At 52.9% G+C, this 18114-nt stretch carries 22 protein-coding genes; 11 read left to right on the forward strand and 11 right to left on the reverse strand.

All coding sequences use genetic code 11. The features are described 5' to 3' along the window. Window positions 1-47 precede the first annotated feature (47 nt). From fliL to fliR, 7 genes are all read left to right on the forward strand, one after another. A complete protein-coding gene (gene fliL / locus QC823_RS07055; RefSeq protein WP_309655656.1) occupies window positions 48-524 on the forward strand; it encodes a flagellar basal body-associated protein FliL in 477 nt (158 codons plus the stop codon). A gap of 20 nt (window positions 525-544) precedes the next feature. Continuing rightward, window positions 545-1600, forward strand: a complete 1056-nt coding sequence (fliM, locus tag QC823_RS07060) for a flagellar motor switch protein FliM (RefSeq protein ID WP_309655657.1) — start codon at window positions 545-547, stop codon at window positions 1598-1600. Continuing rightward, window positions 1597-2187 carry a flagellar motor switch protein FliN gene (gene fliN, locus QC823_RS07065; protein WP_309655658.1) on the forward strand — a complete coding sequence of 197 codons (591 nt, stop codon included), beginning with the start codon at window positions 1597-1599 and terminating at the stop codon, window positions 2185-2187. The genes fliM and fliN overlap by 4 nt, the downstream gene beginning before the upstream one ends. Next, window positions 2184-2615, forward strand: a complete 432-nt coding sequence (gene fliO / locus QC823_RS07070; protein WP_309655659.1) for a flagellar biosynthetic protein FliO — start codon at window positions 2184-2186, stop codon at window positions 2613-2615. Before fliN ends, fliO begins: the two co-directional genes overlap by 4 nt. 8 nt (window positions 2616-2623) lie before the next feature. Next, on the forward strand, window positions 2624-3412 hold the full coding sequence (gene fliP, locus QC823_RS07075; RefSeq protein ID WP_309655660.1) for a flagellar type III secretion system pore protein FliP: 789 nt from the start codon (window positions 2624-2626) through the stop codon (window positions 3410-3412). Window positions 3413-3493: 81 nt separating this feature from the next. After that, complete coding sequence (fliQ, locus tag QC823_RS07080) at window positions 3494-3763, forward strand: flagellar biosynthesis protein FliQ (protein ID WP_309655661.1); 270 nt, start codon at window positions 3494-3496, stop codon at window positions 3761-3763. Window positions 3764-3767: 4 nt separating this feature from the next. Next, complete coding sequence (gene fliR, locus QC823_RS07085) at window positions 3768-4559, forward strand: flagellar biosynthetic protein FliR (RefSeq protein ID WP_309655662.1); 792 nt, start codon at window positions 3768-3770, stop codon at window positions 4557-4559. 85 nt (window positions 4560-4644) lie between these two features. On the opposite strand, the gene flgL is transcribed toward fliR, so the two are convergent. The 11 genes from flgL to flgB are packed head-to-tail and all read right to left on the reverse strand — an operon-like array spanning window position 4645 to window position 15379. Then, a complete protein-coding gene (gene flgL / locus QC823_RS07090) occupies window positions 4645-5928 on the reverse strand; it encodes a flagellar hook-associated protein FlgL (RefSeq protein ID WP_309655663.1) in 1284 nt (427 codons plus the stop codon). Between the two features lie 16 nt (window positions 5929-5944). Next, complete coding sequence (flgK, locus tag QC823_RS07095) at window positions 5945-7855, reverse strand: flagellar hook-associated protein FlgK (protein ID WP_309655664.1); 1911 nt, start codon at window positions 7853-7855, stop codon at window positions 5945-5947. A 59-nt stretch (window positions 7856-7914) separates the two neighbouring features. Next, window positions 7915-8964, reverse strand: coding sequence for a flagellar assembly peptidoglycan hydrolase FlgJ (flgJ, locus tag QC823_RS07100; RefSeq protein ID WP_309655665.1), 1050 nt, complete (start codon window positions 8962-8964; stop codon window positions 7915-7917). Beyond that, window positions 8964-10100, reverse strand: a complete 1137-nt coding sequence (locus QC823_RS07105; protein WP_309655666.1) for a flagellar basal body P-ring protein FlgI — start codon at window positions 10098-10100, stop codon at window positions 8964-8966. The genes flgJ and QC823_RS07105 overlap by 1 nt, the downstream gene beginning before the upstream one ends. A gap of 35 nt (window positions 10101-10135) precedes the next feature. Continuing rightward, complete coding sequence (locus QC823_RS07110; protein WP_309655667.1) at window positions 10136-10828, reverse strand: flagellar basal body L-ring protein FlgH; 693 nt, start codon at window positions 10826-10828, stop codon at window positions 10136-10138. 23 nt (window positions 10829-10851) lie between these two features. Next, a complete protein-coding gene (gene flgG / locus QC823_RS07115; RefSeq protein ID WP_309655668.1) occupies window positions 10852-11634 on the reverse strand; it encodes a flagellar basal-body rod protein FlgG in 783 nt (260 codons plus the stop codon). A 27-nt stretch (window positions 11635-11661) separates the two neighbouring features. Further along, on the reverse strand, window positions 11662-12420 hold the full coding sequence (locus tag QC823_RS07120) for a flagellar basal body rod protein FlgF (protein ID WP_309655669.1): 759 nt from the start codon (window positions 12418-12420) through the stop codon (window positions 11662-11664). A gap of 29 nt (window positions 12421-12449) precedes the next feature. Further along, window positions 12450-13769, reverse strand: coding sequence for a flagellar hook protein FlgE (gene flgE, locus QC823_RS07125; RefSeq protein ID WP_309655670.1), 1320 nt, complete (start codon window positions 13767-13769; stop codon window positions 12450-12452). A 27-nt stretch (window positions 13770-13796) separates the two neighbouring features. Beyond that, window positions 13797-14498: a flagellar hook assembly protein FlgD gene (locus QC823_RS07130; protein WP_309655671.1), complete on the reverse strand. Its 702-nt coding sequence runs from the start codon at window positions 14496-14498 to the stop codon at window positions 13797-13799. Between the two features lie 10 nt (window positions 14499-14508). After that, window positions 14509-14913: a flagellar basal body rod protein FlgC gene (gene flgC / locus QC823_RS07135; RefSeq protein WP_309655672.1), complete on the reverse strand. Its 405-nt coding sequence runs from the start codon at window positions 14911-14913 to the stop codon at window positions 14509-14511. A 31-nt stretch (window positions 14914-14944) separates the two neighbouring features. Then, a complete protein-coding gene (gene flgB / locus QC823_RS07140; RefSeq protein WP_309655673.1) occupies window positions 14945-15379 on the reverse strand; it encodes a flagellar basal body rod protein FlgB in 435 nt (144 codons plus the stop codon). Between the two features lie 196 nt (window positions 15380-15575). On the opposite strand from flgB, the gene flgA reads away from it, so the two are divergent. The 4 genes from flgA (at window position 15576) to QC823_RS07160 (ending at window position 17974) form a co-directional block, all read left to right on the forward strand. Further along, a complete protein-coding gene (gene flgA, locus QC823_RS07145; RefSeq protein ID WP_309655674.1) occupies window positions 15576-16298 on the forward strand; it encodes a flagellar basal body P-ring formation chaperone FlgA in 723 nt (240 codons plus the stop codon). 99 nt (window positions 16299-16397) lie between these two features. Continuing rightward, window positions 16398-16664 carry a flagellar biosynthesis anti-sigma factor FlgM gene (gene flgM / locus QC823_RS07150; RefSeq protein ID WP_309655675.1) on the forward strand — a complete coding sequence of 89 codons (267 nt, stop codon included), beginning with the start codon at window positions 16398-16400 and terminating at the stop codon, window positions 16662-16664. Between the two features lie 30 nt (window positions 16665-16694). Further along, window positions 16695-17144 carry a flagella synthesis protein FlgN gene (locus QC823_RS07155; protein ID WP_309655676.1) on the forward strand — a complete coding sequence of 150 codons (450 nt, stop codon included), beginning with the start codon at window positions 16695-16697 and terminating at the stop codon, window positions 17142-17144. Between the two features lie 89 nt (window positions 17145-17233). Then, window positions 17234-17974, forward strand: a complete 741-nt coding sequence (locus QC823_RS07160) for an SDR family NAD(P)-dependent oxidoreductase (RefSeq protein ID WP_309655678.1) — start codon at window positions 17234-17236, stop codon at window positions 17972-17974. The last annotated feature ends 140 nt before the right edge of the window (window positions 17975-18114 follow it).

Below are 18114 nucleotides of genomic sequence, written 5' to 3' on the forward strand. Positions count from 1 at the left end.
GCATTGGGCATAATGCCCTCTCGCGCCTTATGACCACAGGAATCACAATGGCAGAATCAAGCGGTGGGTCAAAAAAACTGCTTTGGGTAATGATTATCCTCGTACTGCTCTCTTCAGGGGGAGCCGCGGCGGCAATCTATATGGTAATGAACCAAAATGGCGACGGTAATACCGCCGAAGCTCAAGTACAACAGCCCGAGCGTGAGTCGCCCATTTTTCTCGATATCGAACCTTTCACGGTCAACCTTGAAAGCGATCGCTCAGGCTCTCGTTTGCTTTATACCGGCATTACGCTGCGCGTGGGTAATGAAGAAAGCAAAGAGATTCTAGACGAGCATATGCCCCAAGTACGCAGCCGTTTGCTTATGCTGCTCTCAGGGAAGCAAGTCAGCGAGCTTACGTCACCGGAAGGCAAAAGAGCCCTTTCACAAGAAATCATTACCACGCTGAACGAGCCGCTAACAGAAAATCAAGCGCCTCTGGATTTGCGTGAAGTGCTTTTCACTGAATTCATTGTGCAATAACCCGGGAACTCGGAGCCGTCATGTCTCAGGACGATCTACTGTCCCAGGAAGAAATTGATGCCTTGCTAAAAGGGGTCAGCGGTGACGAGGAGTCTTCTTCCTCGGGCCAATCGCAAGGTGATGAGTCGCGTATTCGTCCCTATGACCCTTCTACGCAGCATCGTGTCATACGCGAGCGCCTGCATGCGTTGGACTTTATTAACGAACGCTTTGCACGCTACTTCCGTACCGGGCTCTTCAACTTGATCAGGCGCAGTGCTGATATTACCGTAGAGTCCGTGCGTTACCAGAGTTTCAGCGACTTTTCGCGCAATGTGCCGGTACCCACTAACCTTAACATTGTGGCCATGAAGCCACTGCGCGGTTCTGCGCTTGTTGTTTTCCCTCCCAATCTCGTCTTTATGGTGGTGGATAACTTATTTGGTGGCGATGGCCGTTTCGTCACCAAATCCGACGGTCGCGAATTTACCAATACCGAGCAGCGCATTATTCAGCGCTTACTCAACCTCGCGTTAGAAGCGTACGAAGAAGCCTGGAAAGTCGTGTACCCGTTGGATATTAGTTTCTTACGCTCTGAGGTGCAGTCTAAGTTTGCCAACATTACCAACTCACCCAATGAAATCGTGGTCAACACCAAATTCAATTTGGAAGTGGGTAATTTAGCGAGCAATTTTCAAGTCTGCATGCCATACGCGATGATAGAGCCGTTGCGCGACCTGCTCGCCAACCCGATCAACGACAGCAACCATGATCAGGACGGCACCTGGAACAAGCGCATGGCAAGCGAGCTTAGGCAATCGGAAGTCGAGCTCGTAGCAGAATTTGCCCATATCCCCAGCCGTATTGCCGAGATTATGGGGCTCAAAAAAGGCGATGTGCTCCCTGTTGAGATACCCGAAAAGGTAAACGCGCACGTTGATGGCGTACCTGTCATGGAGTGCCAGTTTGGCAGCCAAAATCAGCAGCGCGCGCTGCGCGTTCTAAGAATGTATGACCACGCCGCCATGAATAACTTGTCGTCCGATGACTTTATTAACGGGTCTACGCGACAGAACGCCAAGGAATCGAAAGCATGACTGATCCTAACAAGCCTGACGATCAGAACCCTGACGAACAAAATATCTCTGATGACGATTGGGCGGCCGCCATGTCGGAACAAACGTCTACTGATGGCGATACCGGCACAGAAGACGATGCCTTTGAGCAGGCTGCGCAACAAAGTACGGATAGCGTAGAAGAGGAAGACGACCCCTGGGCGGCCGCCATGGCAGAGCAGCAAGCGGCTGAAGAGGACAGCGCCACTGAGCAGGAAGAAGCCCCTGCCCCAGAGCCGCCGCAGGCTAAATCCGCCAGCAGCGAGGTCTTCCCACCGCTAAATCAAGAAAATAGCAGCGCGGCTTCGCGTGATCTTGAAATGATCATGGATATCCCGGTCAAACTGACCGTTGAGTTAGGGCGTACTAAACTCACCATTAAACAGCTGCTGGAACTTGCTCAGGGCTCGGTGATTGAGCTTGATGGCTTGGCCGGTGAGCCAATGGATATTCTGATCAATGGCTATTTGATTGCCCAGGGTGAGGTCGTGGTGATCGAAGATAAATACGGTATCCGTATTACCGAAATTATCACCCCTTCCGAGCGTATTCATAAGCTGAACCGATGAGCACAGAGGCCACATCCAACGGGGCTATTACCTCTGCCGGCAGCAGCGATGCGCTCATCGGTATGGCGATGCTGGGCAAAACCGCAGCAGCGCTCGCCTTTGTTTTGGTCATTATTTTTCTATGCTCGGCTCTGCTCAAACGCTGGACACGACAAGGCTTGCATCAAAATGTGAACCTCAATGTGGTCGGCAGCACGGCCGTCGGTAATCGCGAGCGCGTGGTGATTGTGGATGTGGAAGGCACTTGGCTGGTGCTAGGCGTGGGTAACGGTCACATTAGCAAACTGCACGAGCTCTCTGCGCCTAGGCAAGCCGCACAGGATAACGTGCCACCTTCACGGTTTGCGCAGCGCTTGGCTAAGGCGCTCCACAAGCAACCCGCACGCGACAGATCTTCTGCATCCTCAGACTCCGATACAACGCCATGACTAATAGGATGCCTGCTTTAACGCCTATATCAGCACAGCCGTCTCAGTACCTACCAGTGTTTATTGCCTTGTTGGGGCTTTTCGCGCTGCTAGGGCTGCCAAATATCGGTTACGCCCAAGAGATTCCTGGCATCGTCAGCGAGCCAATGGAAGGGGGCGGTCAACAGTGGTCGGTGTCGCTGCAAACGCTGCTCTTTTTAAGCTCGCTGGCGTTTTTGCCGGCCATGTTGTTGATGATGACCAGCTTTACGCGCATCATCATTGTGCTGAGCTTACTGCGCACCGCCATGGGAACGCAGGCCACACCGCCCAACCAAGTTCTTCTCGGTATTGCGCTTTTTTTGACGTTTTTTATTATGTCCCCGGTGTTGGAACAGGTTTATCAAACGGCTTGGGTGCCGCTTTCAGAAGAAAGCATTAATTTTGAAGAGTTTTTGGTACTCGCACAGCAGCCTTTTCGCGAGTTTATGCTGGCGCAAACCCGCGAGCCGGATATCGCCCTTTTTGCACGCCTAGCGGACATTGGCCCAATGGAAGGGCCGGAAGAGCTTCCCATGCGGGTTTTGCTCCCCTCTTTTGTCACTAGCGAGCTAAAAACCGCCTTTCAAATCGGCTTCACGATCTTTATTCCGTTTTTGATTATTGATTTGGTTGTGGCGAGTACGCTGATGGCGCTGGGGATGATGATGGTGCCGCCCATCACGATTTCATTGCCGTTTAAGCTGATGCTTTTTGTTCTCGTTGATGGTTGGCAGCTTATCATCGGTTCGATGGCCGAAAGCTTCTATATGATATAAGTAAGGCCTAATGATATATAACGTCCTAATGATATAAACACCGTCCTATTCACTGGCACACCGCCGTGCAGGAGTTCCACCATGCCACCTGAAATGGTCATGAGCATTGCCTACCAAGGGATGCGCGTCACCCTGCTTTTGGCAGGCCCGTTATTGCTCGCGGCTCTCGCCACCGGCCTTTTGATCAGCCTCTTCCAAGCGGCTACTCAAATTAACGAGATGACGCTAACGTTTATCCCGAAAATTCTCGCGGTATTTGCCACCTTGGTTATTGCCGGTCCTTGGCTATTGGGGCTAATCACTGACTATACCGAACGCCTTTTTACCAATATTCCCAGCATGGTGATGTAAGCGGATGGTTGAGGTCACCTACGCGCAATTACACGGGTGGCTTGTGGCCTTTTTCTGGCCGTTCGTGCGCATCACCGCGTTTATGGCGGCTACCCCGCTGTGGGGCCACTCTAGCATTCCTAATCAAGCCAAAGTCGCGCTGGCTGCGGTGGTGGCAGTGGTGATTGCGCCCGTGCTCCCTGCCATGCCCGATGTCCCCCTGATGTCTTGGGTGGGCGCGGGGATTATTGTTGAGCAAATCATCATTGGCGCCGCTATTGGCCTGGTAATGCACATTGTCTTTGCCGTGGTGCAAGCCGCGGGGGAGTTCATTGGGCTGCAAATGGGGCTGGCCTTTGCCAGCTTTTTTGATGCCGCCAGCGGCACCAACATCATGGTGCTATCGCGTATTTTGTACATGGTAACGCTGTTGATGTTTCTCGCCATGAATGGGCATCTCATGGTGTTGGAAACACTGGTGATGAGCTTCCAAACGCTACCCATCGGGATCAACCTGATAAATGCCAATGCCTTTGAAGTACTAGCCCGCTATGGCGGCACCGTCTTCGCTTCCGGCATGCTGTTAGCGCTCCCCTTGGTCGGCTCATTGTTGATCATCAACCTGGCCCTGGGTATTTTGAACCGTTCAGCGCCTCAGCTTACCGTGTTCAATATTGGCTTTCCGACCTCGCTCACCGTTGGGCTAACGCTGATGATGGTGCTAATGACTGACATCGGGCGCTTTTTACAACGGCTGTTCAGCAACGGTGTCGCCTTTATGCAGGGCTTAATTGAGCTCATGGCTCAGGTGTCTTAAGCACTAAAAACCCCAGGCGATTAACCCAGGGTTTTCAAGATGCGCTTGCGAGTCGCAGAATGTATTGTGGAATGTATTAGCTGTATTAACGCAGATAATCAAACAGCGACATGCCCTTAACATCCACAAACGCCTGCTGTGATGCCTGTAGCCCCACTTGGCGTAAGCTGTATTCTGAAATGGCATCGACATAATCCAAGTCAACCAAATCGGAAAGCGTCTGCTCGTAGTTCAGCATTCGGTTGCCACCCACGGCGTCCACTACATCGAGTTCGTTAAGCCGCGCACCGGCGGAAGCCCGCACGGTGAGTACGTTATCCAAGGCGTTATCGAGATCGCGCATTGAGGTATTGAGCGTATTGCGTAGATCGGCTTTCTGGGCCGCGTCATCGGCTGGCGTTTCCAGCACCCGAATGGCTTCTTCCATGGTGCGGAAGAGATTCGGCTCGCGCTGGTCGCTACCTGCTTGAGCAACTAGGATTTCATCGCCGTTATCAGGGGCACCTTCTAAGTTAATAGAAAGGCCTCCAAATGATAAATCCAAACCTTCGTTTTCATTTTTAGCTGTCCAAGTACCAGATGGTAAACCATTACCATCAGTATCGTCGCTACTCCACGTAACACCACCAGTATGTCTTTCAACTTGATAAGTTGCATTTCCAAAAGTATCAACTGAGAAACCAACGCGATAGTTTTCACCGTAATCATTATCGTTGACGTTGGTGACTTGGGGCCCGCTAAAGGTCACGCTGCCTTTATTATCACCATCCGCCTCAGCCACATAGCCAGCACCGGTGGGTACGCTTTTGAAAATCGAGTCGCCGTTTTCGGTAACAGGCATTAGGCGTGAGGAATCAATGCGCTGCTCGCGCGTATTATTATCGCCTTGGTAAGTAACGAATTTATCACCGTCAGCATTCGTTTCTTTGACAAACGGCGGCGCGTTATCGGCATAGCCGCCGAATAGATAGCGGCCGTTACCGTCGGTGGCGTTGGCTTGGCCGATCATCGTCTCGTAAATGCCGCGCATTTCACTGGCAATAGACTCACGGTCAACGTTGCTTAAGGTATCGCTAGAGGCTTGCACCAGCAGCGTTTTCGCGCTGGTCACCGCATCGCTGACGCTATTGAGGATACTTTCGGTCTGTGACAAGGAGTTGCGCGCTGAGACTCGTGAGTCTTCAAACTGCTGTGTCACAGCTTTCGACTGATCTACGCGAACGGCGCGCGCAGCCGCCTGCGGATCATCCGACGGGTTAACCACACGGCGGCCGCTGGCAATCTGCTTACTCACATTGAGGAAGTCGCTCTGCTGCTGGTTAATCGATGCCGTGCTTTGCTCAAACATGGTGACCGAACTAATACGCATGACTTAAGCTCCTGAATTAACCGCGCAGACCCAAAATGGTATCCATGATGGTGGTCGCCGTATCGATGACCTTGGCGTTGGCTTGGTAATACTGCTGATAACGAATCAAGTTCGCTGCTTCTTCGTCCAAATTCACGCCAGATTCTGACTGCTGCACCGCTTCCAACTGATCGGTTAACCCTTGGCGCGCATCCAAATTGACCTGGGTGATATTGGTGCGGTTACCCACATCGCTCACCATCGCACCGTAAGCGCCACTGACGGAAGCGCTGCCGCCTACCACGTTTTGACTTTGCAAGTTTTGAAGAGCTAGGGCGTTACGATTGTCGCCAGAGTTAGCATCACTTTTCTCAAATACAAACTCACCCGAACCAGTGGAAAGAATCTCATCGATAGAAAAACCCACACCGTCGATCTCCAGTTTGTCTCCGGCATTAAGGAGACCACTCACCATACCGCTGCCATCTACACTTCGTGTATTGCCGTTAACAATGATATCCGTCGGCTGTGTGTAGCCGGCTGCACCACTAAATGTTAACTGGCCTGAACCATCCAAAGTGATGTTATAGGCCTCACCATCACTGAATGCTCCGGTATCGACTCCCACGAGGGAGATAGCCGTATTCTCTTCAGATTCAACTAATTTACCCGCCGCAATCTTATCCAAATCGGCAATATTGGATTCCATCCCGGCACCAGCACGGCGTACAGGCTGGATTTCAAATGTATCGCCATTAGTTGGTGCGGCATCAAATTCCATACTCACCCCACCAAAAGATAGTGTGGTGTTATCCCACTCAATATCCACTTCTGATCCATTATCATTACGTGTAACAGTCGGGCCACTTCCATCAAAAGTAACGGTGTAATCCGTTGCTCTTAGATCATCGATACCACCCGTGTTAAAACGAATATTATCAACGTCAGCCGTGTTGCCTTGATAACTGTAAGCTTGTGGCTGGCGGACGTTAAAAAAGTCTTCGCCCTGGTCGCCGTTTAAGTCAACGCCCTGCTTGTGCTGCTCGTTAAAAGCAATGGAAAGAGACACTGCCAGTTGGCCGATCTGGTTTTGGGTCTTGTCTAGCGTCTCTTGGCGGAAGGACATCAAACCGCCTAGAGCACCACCCGTAATCAAATCTTCTTTAAGTTCAACAACGTTACCCCTACCGTCGCTATACCCGACTACGATACGTTGAGGATCATTCTGTGATTGAACTGGCTCTAACTGAAAAGAGTCTTTACCTGTTACTAAAGGCTGACCATTAGGCAAACTGACGTTGTAGGTCTTACCGTCCTGGATATTAAGACGTACATCCATGCGTTCATTCAGTTCTGAAATCAAGTGATCACGCTGATTGAGTATGCTATTAGGTGCTTCACCGTTTTGCGCACGAGATAGCGCAATTTCTCGATTTAATCCCGCGATCTGCTTCGTGGTGTTATTGATCTGGGTGACTTCGTCTTGAATTTCGCTTTTGATGTTGCTCTGCATATCTTGCAGATAGCCATCAAAAGAACGGAACTGAGCGCTTAATGTCTGCGCTGTGCCCAACACCCCTTGGCGCGAGGCGGGGTCTGAAGGCGCGCTTGCCATGTCTTCCAGCGAGGAGAAGAAGTTCTGCATCAGCGGCGCCAAGCCCGCATCACGATCCGCTAACAGGTTATCAATCTGCGTCACCTGCTCTGAGTACTTTTGCAGCGCACTCGACTGCGTTTTGGCACTATTAAGCTGATCCGCGACATAACGATTAAACTGACGCTCGGTATCGCTAACTTGAACACCGCCTGTACCGCCCGACGCTTCATTGAGCTTTGGCAACTCGCGATTGTAGCCCGGCGTATAGACGTTACTGATATTATTGCTTGTGGTGTTCAAGGCGCTCTGCGCCGTATTGAGGCCGCTTAGCCCGATAGAAAACATGCTCATGGTTCGATTCCTTAAGCCGATATTTCACTTATCGGCTAAGCGTGAAAAAACTTAAAGGTTTAGCGCGATGAAGCCAGCAAGTCGCCTGATGACGTTGGGTCCAAGGTTTGCATGACCGCCACTAACTTATCGGCATAACGAGGGTCGGTGGCGTAGCCGCCTGCTTGGAGCTCGCGAGCGGCCTGGTGCGCATCCGAGGCCGTTACCACATTGGCATAGCGCGGATTATTGCCAATCAACGACGCATAATCGGTAAACGCCTGCTCAAACGAATCGTAGACGCGGAAGGTATCGGTGACCTCAGTGCGGCGGCCATTCACGTACTCGTGGGTGACGATATCAGTGGTATCGCCCTCCCACCGGCTTCCGGCCTTAATGCCGAACAAATTATGGCTGTTACGGCCGTCTTGGGTAGTGATTTCATGCCGTCCCCAGCCGGTTTCCAACGCTGCTTGGGCCAGAATCAGCTCGGCAGGCACACCCGTTGCCTCGCTAGCAGCTTGAGCCGGTGCCATTAACGTTTGTTTAAATTGCTCAACATGATCGTGCGCCGCTTTGCCATTGACAGGTACCGACGCTCTCTCATTATTCAAGGTAGAGCTATCCACCGAAGGCGCTGCCTGACGCACCGCATCAAGCTCAGCTAAGAAACTCTGTCGCTCGGTTTGCGTGGCAGCGCCGCTATTGTCGTCAGCAAGCAATGGGCCAGGATTATTGAGCTCACGTGGCGTGCCGCGAGGAATACCGGCGATCAACTCTTGCATTGCATTATCACTATCGACTGCAGGCTCACTACGCGTGAATGCACCTTGGCGTTCCAGTTGATCGACCAATGCATCCGCCAAGCCCATGCCGCGCGAAGCAATCACCTGAGACCACTGCTTATCCATCATCGATTGATAGAAGTCGGTTTGACTGCTACTCATCAAGCCCGACGTGGGAATGGCATCGCGCATGCTTTTGACCATCATCTGTACGAAAATCGCTTCAAACTGCTGGGCCGCGCTTTCCACGCCTTTTTCTGGGTCCACCCGCGCCGTGTGCTGCAAGCGCTGAAAGCCCTGCATATCCAGCGCAAACTGGCCGGTCATATCTTGATTCACGCTCACTAGATCACCTCCAGCTCAGCGCGCAGGGCGCCTGCCTGCTTTAATGCCTCAAGAATCGACATCAGATCCTGTGGCGTCGCACCCAGTGCATTCAACGCGTTGACGACTTCGTTGAGCTGAGCGCCTTCCACCATTCTTAAATACGCTTCTTGCTGCTCAACCTCAATATCGGCATCGGGCACCACCACCGTCTCGCCCTCTCCCAACGGATTGGGCTGGCTGACACCAAACGTGGTATCGATCATGATCGAAAGATTACCGTGGGCCACGGCTGCTTCGCGCAGGGTGACCGCTTGATTCATCACCACCGAACCCGTGCGTGCATTCACCACCACTTTGGCCGGCGCGCGCGTGGGGGTAACGTTAACGCTCTCAACACGTGCCATAAAGTTGACGCGATCATTATCGTCAGCGGGGCCGTCCAGCGCGATTACACCACCGTTGCGCGCATAGGCCACGGAACGCCCGAATTCGTTATTAATGGCGGTGACCATTCGCTGCGCCGTGCCAAAGTCCGCTTGATCCAACTGTAGCTCCAACGTCCCGCCGTTGGCACCCAGATTTAGCGGCACTTCGCGCTCGACCGTGGCGCCATTGGGAATCCGCCCCACGGCTTGCTGATTAATCTGAACACTGCTGCCGCCGGCCTGCGCGCCGGCGCCCCCCACCAACATATTGCCCTGTGCCATGGCATAGGTATCGCCATCGGCGCCTTTCAGCGGCGTCATCAACAATGTGCCACCACGCAGGCTACCGGCATTGGCAATGGAAGAGACCACGATATCCAACTCTTGGCCAGGGCGTGCGAACGGCGGCAAATCCGACGTCACCATGACAGCGGCAACGTTGCGCAGCTGCATGTTGGTGCCTTGAGGAATGGTCACGCCGAGCTGCGAGAGCATGTTAGCCAGGCTCTGGCTGGTAAACGGCGCCTGAGTGGTTTGGTCGCCGGTGCCATCAAGTCCCACGACAAGCCCATAACCCACCAACTGGTTATTACGCACCCCGGCAAAGCTCGATAATTCGCGCACCTGCTCGGCCTGCGCGGGCAATGCAGCGATACACGCCATGCACACCAAGGCGATAGCGCTAATGCGCCGCCATACGCGTTTAGGTGATACTCCGTTGTATCGCATCGTGTGTCTCTACTCTCGCTAGCGTTACATCACCGTCAGAAGGGCGATACGTTCAAGAAAAAGCGCTGCAGCCAACCCATGTGCTGCGCTTCATTAATATAGCCATCGCCCACGTACTCGATACGCGCATCCGCGACCTGTGTCGACGGGACGGTATTCTGCGCAGTGATCGTGCGGGGATTCACCACGCCCGAAAAGCGAATAAACTCAGTGCCTTGGTTAATCGCGATTTGCTTTTCGCCACGCACGCGCAAGTTACCGTTGTTCAATACATCCAGTACTGAGACCGTGATGGTACCGGTAAAGGAGTTCGTTGCCTGCGACCCCCCGCCACCGCTAAATTCGCTATTCCCGGAAACATCAAAACCGTATTCAGCAAGGGTGCTCAAGGCATCCGGCAACTGCTCAAGCTCTAAACCCGCACTGCCGCTACGGTCAGCATTGGATTGCGAGTTTTTACTCGCGCTCACTTCTTCATCGAGCACGATGGTCAAGATATCGCCAATAGCCCTGGGCCGACGATCCTCAAAGAGCGGTTGATAGCCGCGCCGCGCTTGGTAAATCGAACCATTGGGAACAGGCGGCGGCCGATCTACGATTTCGATTTGCTCTTGCTCACCGACTACTGAGGCACGAGGGATTTGCGCACAACCGGCGATGGCGACGATAAGCAGCCCCAACCCCAAAAGTATTAATCGCCTATTAAAAGCTAAAAAAAACTGGCGCATCGCTTGCCTCATCATAACGGCCATTAAAGCTGACTTAAACGCGCCAACATTTCATCGCTGGTCGTAATTGCCTTACTGTTAATTTCATAAGCGCGCTGGGTCTGAATCATATTGACCATTTCTTCCACTACGCTGACATTCGAGGTCTCCACGAAACCTTGAAAAAGCGAGCCAATGTCAGTTTGCCCTGGAACACCTTGATTAGGCGCACCAGATGAACCCGTCTCGAGATAAAGATTGCCGCCGATACTCTCAAGCCCTGTTGGGTTTATAAATGTTGCCAAATTAACCTGACCGACTACGTTGTCAACCGGGTTACCTGGCTCTCGCACGCTGACCGTGCCGTCCTCCCCAATAGAGACTGACAGTGCGTTCTCAGGGATGAAGATGGCCGGCTCCATGGGGTAACCATTTGCCGTGACCATTTGGCCATTTTCATTCAATTGAAAGCTACCATCGCGAGTATACGCCGTGGTGCCATCGGGCATCAGTACTTGAAAGAAACCTTTACCATTAATGGCCATATCACGAGAGTTATCGGTACGTTCCAATTCACCTTGCGTGTGCAACCGTTCGGTCGCCACAGTGCGCACGCCGGTACCGACCTGCAGCCCCGAAGGTAAGCGGTCTTGAATATTGTTCTGTGCGCCGGGTTGGCGCATATTTTGATACAGCAAGTCTTCGAACACCGGGCGCGAGCGCTTGAAACCGTTGGTACTGACGTTCGCTAGGTTATTGGAGATAACATCCAATTTAGTTTGCTGAGACTCAAGACCGGTTTTGGCCGTCCAGAGGGACTTAATCATAGAAAATTCCTTTGGCTATCAGGTATATCAGCCCTGGATAGAGAGCAAGCTGTTAGCACTTTGTGCATTTTCGTCGGCAGTGGTAATCATTTTCATCTGCATATCATAGCGACGCGCCACGTCGATCATCGACACCATGGCATCCACGGCACTCACGTTACTGCCTTCAAGCACACCACTCACCAGCGTCCCCTCTTCGTTGGCGGCCAATACCCCGGGTACGCCCTCTTCATTTTCAGGCGCGCGAAACAGACCATCGTCACCACGCGTCAGCTCGCCTTGTTCAGGTGTGACCAATTTAATACGGCCGACATTGACCAGTGCTTCAGGGCCTTCGCCTTGAGGTATTGCGCTCAATGTGCCGTCAGCGCCGACAAACACTTCAGCCCCCTGCGGCAAATTGATCGGGCCAGCATCGCCAATAACGGGTCGACCTACACTTAACAAAATACCATCGGCATCGATCTGCAAATCGCCTCGGCGGGTATAAGTTTCGGTACCGTCTTCTGCCTGTACCGCCATCCAGGCGTGACCTTCCATGGCGACATCCAGCGCGCGGCCGGTCTGCATCAGCGGGCCTTGGGAGTAATCCGTACCCGGCGTGGTGGTGACAGCCGAAGTGCGCGTGTCCAGACGCGCCTCACCTTGGATCGGCACCGCGCGCACGGCGTCCAACTGCGCGCGAAAACCGGTGGTCGAGGCATTCGCCAGGTTATTGCTGACCACTGCCTGCTGATCCATGCTGTGCTTGGCGCCACTCATGGCGGTATAGAGCATTCGATCCATGGTGTTTTACCTCTGTGCGTCAGACCGCCTTACAGGTTGATGATGGTCTGCAGAATCTCATCCTGGGTGCTGATGGTGGTGGAGTTCGCCTGATAGGCGCGCTGGGCGACGATGGTATCTACTAACTGCGAGGCCAATTCGACATTGGAGTTCTCCAACACGCCGGACTCGATGGTGCCGTAGACCCCTGTTCCTGCCGTACCGATAACGCTCACACCGGAGGCGTTTGTTTCGCGCCAAGCGTTATCGCCAATCGGCTGCAAACCTTCGACATTGGCGAAGTTGGCCAGCACAATCTGCCCGGCATCACGGCGCTCTTCGTTAGTAAATAGGCGAATCACACGGCCATCATTGGTAATCTCCAGCCCTGCCAAGCTGCCTGACGTATAGCCGTCTTGGCTCAGGGTATTCTGCACAGAGTCATTGTTATACTGTGTGGTCCCCCTTAACTCGAGAGTGATGGCTAAGTTTTCTGCACCATCTAATTCGTAGGGGGTGCCTACAGCGGGGTTGGTGGGTTCAGAGTCATTAAAACTTAAAGCTACACTAGTAGCACCAGTCGTTGCATCAATACCGCTGAGCCCACCATTCGTGTCGAATTCTGTGGTGAAGTGATTCCCACCACTACCTATGTTTCCGTCAAAACCACCAATTACCCCATCTAAAGCCACTTCAACGTCCCACTTGTTACTCACCGTGGCATTCTTGGTAAAGTAACTAGTAACATTACGTTCATTGCCCAGTGAATCATAAATCGTATAGCTATTAGAAAAATGATAATTAACTGTTTGCTCAACACCATTTTCGTCCAGCACTGTTGCCGCTTGTGTAGTGTTGGCGCCGGTCGGAGTACTGGCATTCAGGTTAAAGGTAGCATTGACTTCGGTCGTGGCATTGGCGGGAATATCATCCTGCGGGATGCGGAGTGCTTGTGGCGCGCCACCTGGCACCACCTCAGAAAAGGGTTCATTCGGATCTGCAAGCCCGTAGCCCGTTAGTCGCTGGTTAGCGGCATTGACCAAAAAACCTTCACTATCTTGGGTAAACTCACCGTTGCGGGTGAAAGCGGCTTCGCCATTAACTTGTTCGACGCGGTAGAAGCCTTCGCCAGCAACCGCCAGATCCAAGGTGCGGCCAGTGTTTTCCAGATCCCCGGCGGTGAAATCCTGTCGCACATCCGCAACGCTAACACCCAAACCGACTTGGCTATTGGCACCGGCGAAGACATCGGCGAACAGCGCACCGGAGCTTTTAAAGCCTACCGTCTGAGAGTTGGCGATGTTGTTGCTAAGAATTTTCAGGTTTTCTGACTGGGCGTTAAGGCCGCTCAGCGCTTGTGAAAAGCTCATAATGTTCTCCTTCCCGTGATTGTCGGGTTATAAAATTTGTTTAACTTGGTCAATGGCTACTTGGCCATACACAGCGCCCAAATCTAAGCGCACTTCACCGTTGTTTTGTGATGGCGTCACGCCCTGCACCAGTGCGTAGTTCAAGGGGTCGGCCCCCATCTCTTCGCCCTCGGCATCGAAAGCTTTCACGCTAACACGATAATCACCTTCCGGCAGCGGCTCACCGTCATTGCTTAAACCGTTCCATTTAAACGACTGCACGCCCGCGCTGACATTCTCAACTTGCTGAGTATAAAGCGCCACGCCGCCTTGGTTTCTGACTGTGATCTCGACACGCTCGGCAGGCTGCTCAAGCTCGACACCAAAGGGAGTCGCATGAGAGGCACCCTCATCATCAACGCTGACCTTGACGCTATTGCCTGGCACCAGCACCGCGTTGCCAATCAGCCCAGACGCCTCAAGCATTTTGCTAGCGTTCATCTGCTGGGTAATGCCGTTTAATGTCTTGTTAAGCTGTTCGATGCCGCTAAGCGTGTTGATCTGCGCCAGCTGCGAGGTCATTTCCGCGTTTTCCATCGGCTTAAGCGGATCCTGATTCTCCAGCTGAGTGAGCAAAAGGGTCAAAAAACTCTGGCGCAGCTCATCTGACTGCCCTTGATTCAACTGCGGCGTTGAGGTGTTGGCGGCACGCGCATTGGCACTACTTATCGTGCTGGTATCAATTGCCATGGTTTAATCCTTAGTTTTGCCCAAGCGAGAGCGTCTGCATCAGCATTTGCTTACTGGTGTTGAACACCTCGACATTGGCTTGATACGAGCGCGAGGCGGAGATCATATTGACCATTTCGTGCGCCGGCTGGACGTTGGGTTTGGCCACATAGCCCTCTTCATCCGCCGCGGGGTGATTGGGCATGTACTCCATGCGCAGCGGCGAGTCGTCTTCGACCACTTCCGTCACGCGCACACCGCCAACGCCGTAGCGGTTGTTTTGCGATTGGGTTTCAAACATCACCTGCTTGGCGCGGTAGGTTTCACCGTCCGGCCCTGCCACGCTGTCGGCATTGGCCATGTTGCTTGCGGTGACGTTCATACGTTGCGACTGCGCGCTCATGGCGGAGCCGGAAATATCAAATGCGGAAAACATTAGCGTCAATCTCCTCGCGGCTTAAGCTCGGTTATTCCGGCTGCATCGCGTTTTTCAGCCCTTGAATGCGGCTATTGAGCATGGTGAGCGCAGCACGGTAACGCACGGCGTTATCTGCAAACTGTGAACGCTCTCGATCCATATCCACCGTGTTGCCGTCTAAACTGGGTTGGTCGGGCACGCGGTAGAGCAGATCCATATTATTGGCGCCGCTTCTTAACGCAGGCCCTTCGCCCGCCAAGTGGCTCGCGGAGGTGCGTGTTAGCGCCAGGCCATCGCGGTTGCCTTGCGAGCGCTCACTGTTCTCGACCGCTTTCTTATATTCACTGCCAAAATCAATATCGCGCGCTTTGTAGTTAGGCGTATCCGCGTTGGCGATATTAGCCGCCAGCACTTCATGGCGCGCGTGGCGCAAGCCAAGTGCCTGCTGGTGATGGTTGAAGGCAGATTCTAGTTTATCGATCATGCCGACCCTCTCTGAGAGGCGAAATAAATGGGAATTTGCTGATGATGAAGAATACCCTTCCTGACGTCATTCTAAAGCATGGAACAGCCCTTTTTTCACCCGGTATTTCGGCTGATGCCGCCTAAGCCTTTTCGTTACACTTCCAAATACGTTTTTTATCTCGCCCCAGACTTCGTTGACGACCGAGACTTCGATCATGCCGGCATTGTTGCCCGTTTATCTTCTATGGATACCCCGTTTTGCGATGGCGCTGTGCCTGATGCTGCTAGGCAGCCTTGTTTTTTTACCCGGTACGGCTGACGCTGATGACGAGACGTTAACTCAACGCGTACATCAATTTTTATACCAAAAAACTCAGACGCTTGGCGAGGAAGTCGTGATCGAGCTGCGCGCGCCGTCACCCCATTTGCCCGCCTGTCTCAACCCAACTCCGTTTCTGCCCAATGCCGATCAAGCGCCACTGGGGCGGGTTTCCGTTGGCGTTCGCTGCGGTGAACAGCAGCGCCAAATTCGTTATTTACAAGCACAGATCGACGTTATTGGGCCTTACGCCGTGGCCGCAGAAGATATCTCACGCGGCACACCGATCACTGACGCCATGCTGGACACACAGCGCGGCAATTTGGGTGAGCTGTCTTCGCGGGCGCTAACCGACGCCGACGAGATTATCGGTAATGTAGCTCGCCGCCCCATTCGCCGTGGCAGTACGTTTCAAGCTCACGACATACAGGCGCCACGCTTGGTCGAACGTGGCCAGCGCGTTACCGTCATTGCCAAAGGTCCCGCGTTTCGTATCGCTCGCGAGGGCGAAGCGATGGATGACGGCGGTTTGAACGAGCGGATACGGGTGCGTTTTGGCCCCCGTGAAATCTTGGAAGCACGCATTACGGGTGAGGGCGTTTTACAGATCGATTTTTAGCGCGAATTTTGCCACCGGACGCTAAAGTTTTAGCAGGCACCGCCGATAGCATACTCAATTGGCGCGCAACGCCACCCAAGCTCAACGGAGGCTAATATCGTGAAAGTGGATAACGTAAATTCGCTGCTTCGCCCCAGTCAAACGCAGCCGCGTGATGAAACGCAGAAAGCGAACGTCGGTAACGCTGCAAACGCTAAGCAAGCGTCGGCCGATGCGACACGACTGAGCCAGCAGCACGTGGATACTTCGCAGGACATTGACCTCGCGAAAGTTGATGAAATCCGTGACGCTATCCGTGAAGGGAAACTTGATATTGACCCTGAACGCATTGCGAGCGGTTTACTTGCTAGCTTGGGCAATGAGTAATTAGCCCAGATTCTGTAAGGAGACGTTTTCATGAGTCTTGCGCGCCTACTCCATAATCAACAAGAACGTATGGATACGCTAATCACGCTAATGGAAAAAGAGCAGTCGCTACTTACCCAGGGTGATATCGATGGCGATGCACTGGCGACATTAGCGCATGAGAAACAAGCTCTACTAACAGAACTGGATCGCATGGAAAGCCTTCGCCGTGATGTGCAAAGCCGTCTTGGCTATGAGGATGGCATCACTGGGGCTAAGCAGGCAGCAAAAGACGCTAACTGCCAATCTGACTGGCAACAACTGCTGGTCAAAAGTGAACGTGTCGCGCGCATGAACGAGTTAACTGGTCAAATGCTTTCACTGCGTATGAAACATAACCAACAGATGTTGGACTATATTCGCCAGATTGCGGAGAAAACGCTGTACAAGCCCGACGGTCGCAATAGCGCCCAACCTGGCCGCATTAACGCGTCTGCTTAGAACTCTGCAAAACCCCTTCCTTAAAAGATAGACAAAACATATACAAGCCGCTTCAATGGGAACACATGTTTTCTATTTTGGAGCTTGATATGCTGCCTTACCTTCCTGATGCTTTTACGGCCGTGGTGACAGGCGCCGGTGGTGGTATTGGCCACGCAATGGTGCAATCCCTTTTAACCTCCCCCCAAGTTGGTAAGCTCATAGCCGTAAGCCGCAGCGGCTCTCAAACCAACGCTGATCCCCGCGTACAATGTCTCCAAGCGAATATTACGCAAGAGAGTGGCCGGCAACGACTGGCAGAGCAACTCAATGGCGAGCCTGTGCATCTGCTGTTTAACGCCATCGGTGTCTTGCAAGATAGCAAGGAAGGCATCACGCCTGAGAAGCGCTTAGAGGATCTGGATGCCGACACCCTTGCTCGCGTAATGCACATCAATGCCGCAACGCCAGCGCTGTTAATCGCAGCTATCAAAGACTCATTGCAAAAGCACCCTACGTTAATTGGCAGCCTTTCCGCTCGCGTTGGCTCTATCGGCGATAACGGCTTTGGCGGCTGGTACAGCTACCGCGCAAGCAAAGCAGCACATAATATGCTGTTGAAAACGGCCTCCATTGAGCTTAAACGCCTCAATAAGCAATCAATTGTGCTTTGCTTACATCCCGGCACGACGGATACGGAGCTATCCAAGCCATTCCAAGCACGCGTACCAGAAGACAAACTCTTTACTCCTGACTTTGTCGCGCAAAGTCTTATCGACGTTATGGCCCAACGCACGCCAGAAGACACGGGGAGCTTTTGGGATTGGGCGGGCAAGCCTATTGAATGGTAGCGTTTAAAAAGCCCCTCCCAAAAAAAAATCCCCCCGGGCGTGAGCCCGAGGGGATTTTTCAGATAAGTGCCTGACGATGACCTACTCTCGCATGGGGAGGCCCCACACTACCATCGGCGCTGAGCGGTTTCACTGCTGAG

This window comes from Vreelandella vilamensis (assembly GCF_031451755.1).
Classification (GTDB): domain Bacteria; phylum Pseudomonadota; class Gammaproteobacteria; order Pseudomonadales; family Halomonadaceae; genus Vreelandella; species Vreelandella vilamensis.

Bases quoted from the DNA above. Each gene is read 5' to 3' on its own strand.
- fliL (WP_309655656.1), top strand. From the start codon at position 48: ATGGCAGAATCAAGCGGTGGGTCAAAAAAACTGCTTTGGGTAATGATT.
- fliM (WP_309655657.1), top strand. From the start codon at position 545: ATGTCTCAGGACGATCTACTGTCCCAGGAAGAAATTGATGCCTTGCTA.
- fliN (WP_309655658.1), top strand. From the start codon at position 1,597: ATGACTGATCCTAACAAGCCTGACGATCAGAACCCTGACGAACAAAAT.
- fliO (WP_309655659.1), top strand. From the start codon at position 2,184: ATGAGCACAGAGGCCACATCCAACGGGGCTATTACCTCTGCCGGCAGC.
- fliP (WP_309655660.1), top strand. From the start codon at position 2,624: ATGCCTGCTTTAACGCCTATATCAGCACAGCCGTCTCAGTACCTACCA.
- fliQ (WP_309655661.1), top strand. From the start codon at position 3,494: ATGCCACCTGAAATGGTCATGAGCATTGCCTACCAAGGGATGCGCGTC.
- fliR (WP_309655662.1), top strand. From the start codon at position 3,768: ATGGTTGAGGTCACCTACGCGCAATTACACGGGTGGCTTGTGGCCTTT.
- flgL (WP_309655663.1), bottom strand. From the start codon at position 5,928: ATGCGTATTAGTTCGGTCACCATGTTTGAGCAAAGCACGGCATCGATT.
- flgK (WP_309655664.1), bottom strand. From the start codon at position 7,855: ATGAGCATGTTTTCTATCGGGCTAAGCGGCCTCAATACGGCGCAGAGC.
- QC823_RS07105 (WP_309655666.1), bottom strand. From the start codon at position 10,100: ATGCGATACAACGGAGTATCACCTAAACGCGTATGGCGGCGCATTAGC.
- QC823_RS07110 (WP_309655667.1), bottom strand. From the start codon at position 10,828: ATGCGCCAGTTTTTTTTAGCTTTTAATAGGCGATTAATACTTTTGGGG.
- flgG (WP_309655668.1), bottom strand. From the start codon at position 11,634: ATGATTAAGTCCCTCTGGACGGCCAAAACCGGTCTTGAGTCTCAGCAA.
- QC823_RS07120 (WP_309655669.1), bottom strand. From the start codon at position 12,420: ATGGATCGAATGCTCTATACCGCCATGAGTGGCGCCAAGCACAGCATG.
- flgE (WP_309655670.1), bottom strand. From the start codon at position 13,769: ATGAGCTTTTCACAAGCGCTGAGCGGCCTTAACGCCCAGTCAGAAAAC.
- QC823_RS07130 (WP_309655671.1), bottom strand. From the start codon at position 14,498: ATGGCAATTGATACCAGCACGATAAGTAGTGCCAATGCGCGTGCCGCC.
- flgC (WP_309655672.1), bottom strand. From the start codon at position 14,913: ATGTTTTCCGCATTTGATATTTCCGGCTCCGCCATGAGCGCGCAGTCG.
- flgB (WP_309655673.1), bottom strand. From the start codon at position 15,379: ATGATCGATAAACTAGAATCTGCCTTCAACCATCACCAGCAGGCACTT.
- flgA (WP_309655674.1), top strand. From the start codon at position 15,576: ATGCCGGCATTGTTGCCCGTTTATCTTCTATGGATACCCCGTTTTGCG.
- QC823_RS07155 (WP_309655676.1), top strand. From the start codon at position 16,695: ATGAGTCTTGCGCGCCTACTCCATAATCAACAAGAACGTATGGATACG.
- QC823_RS07160 (WP_309655678.1), top strand. From the start codon at position 17,234: ATGCTGCCTTACCTTCCTGATGCTTTTACGGCCGTGGTGACAGGCGCC.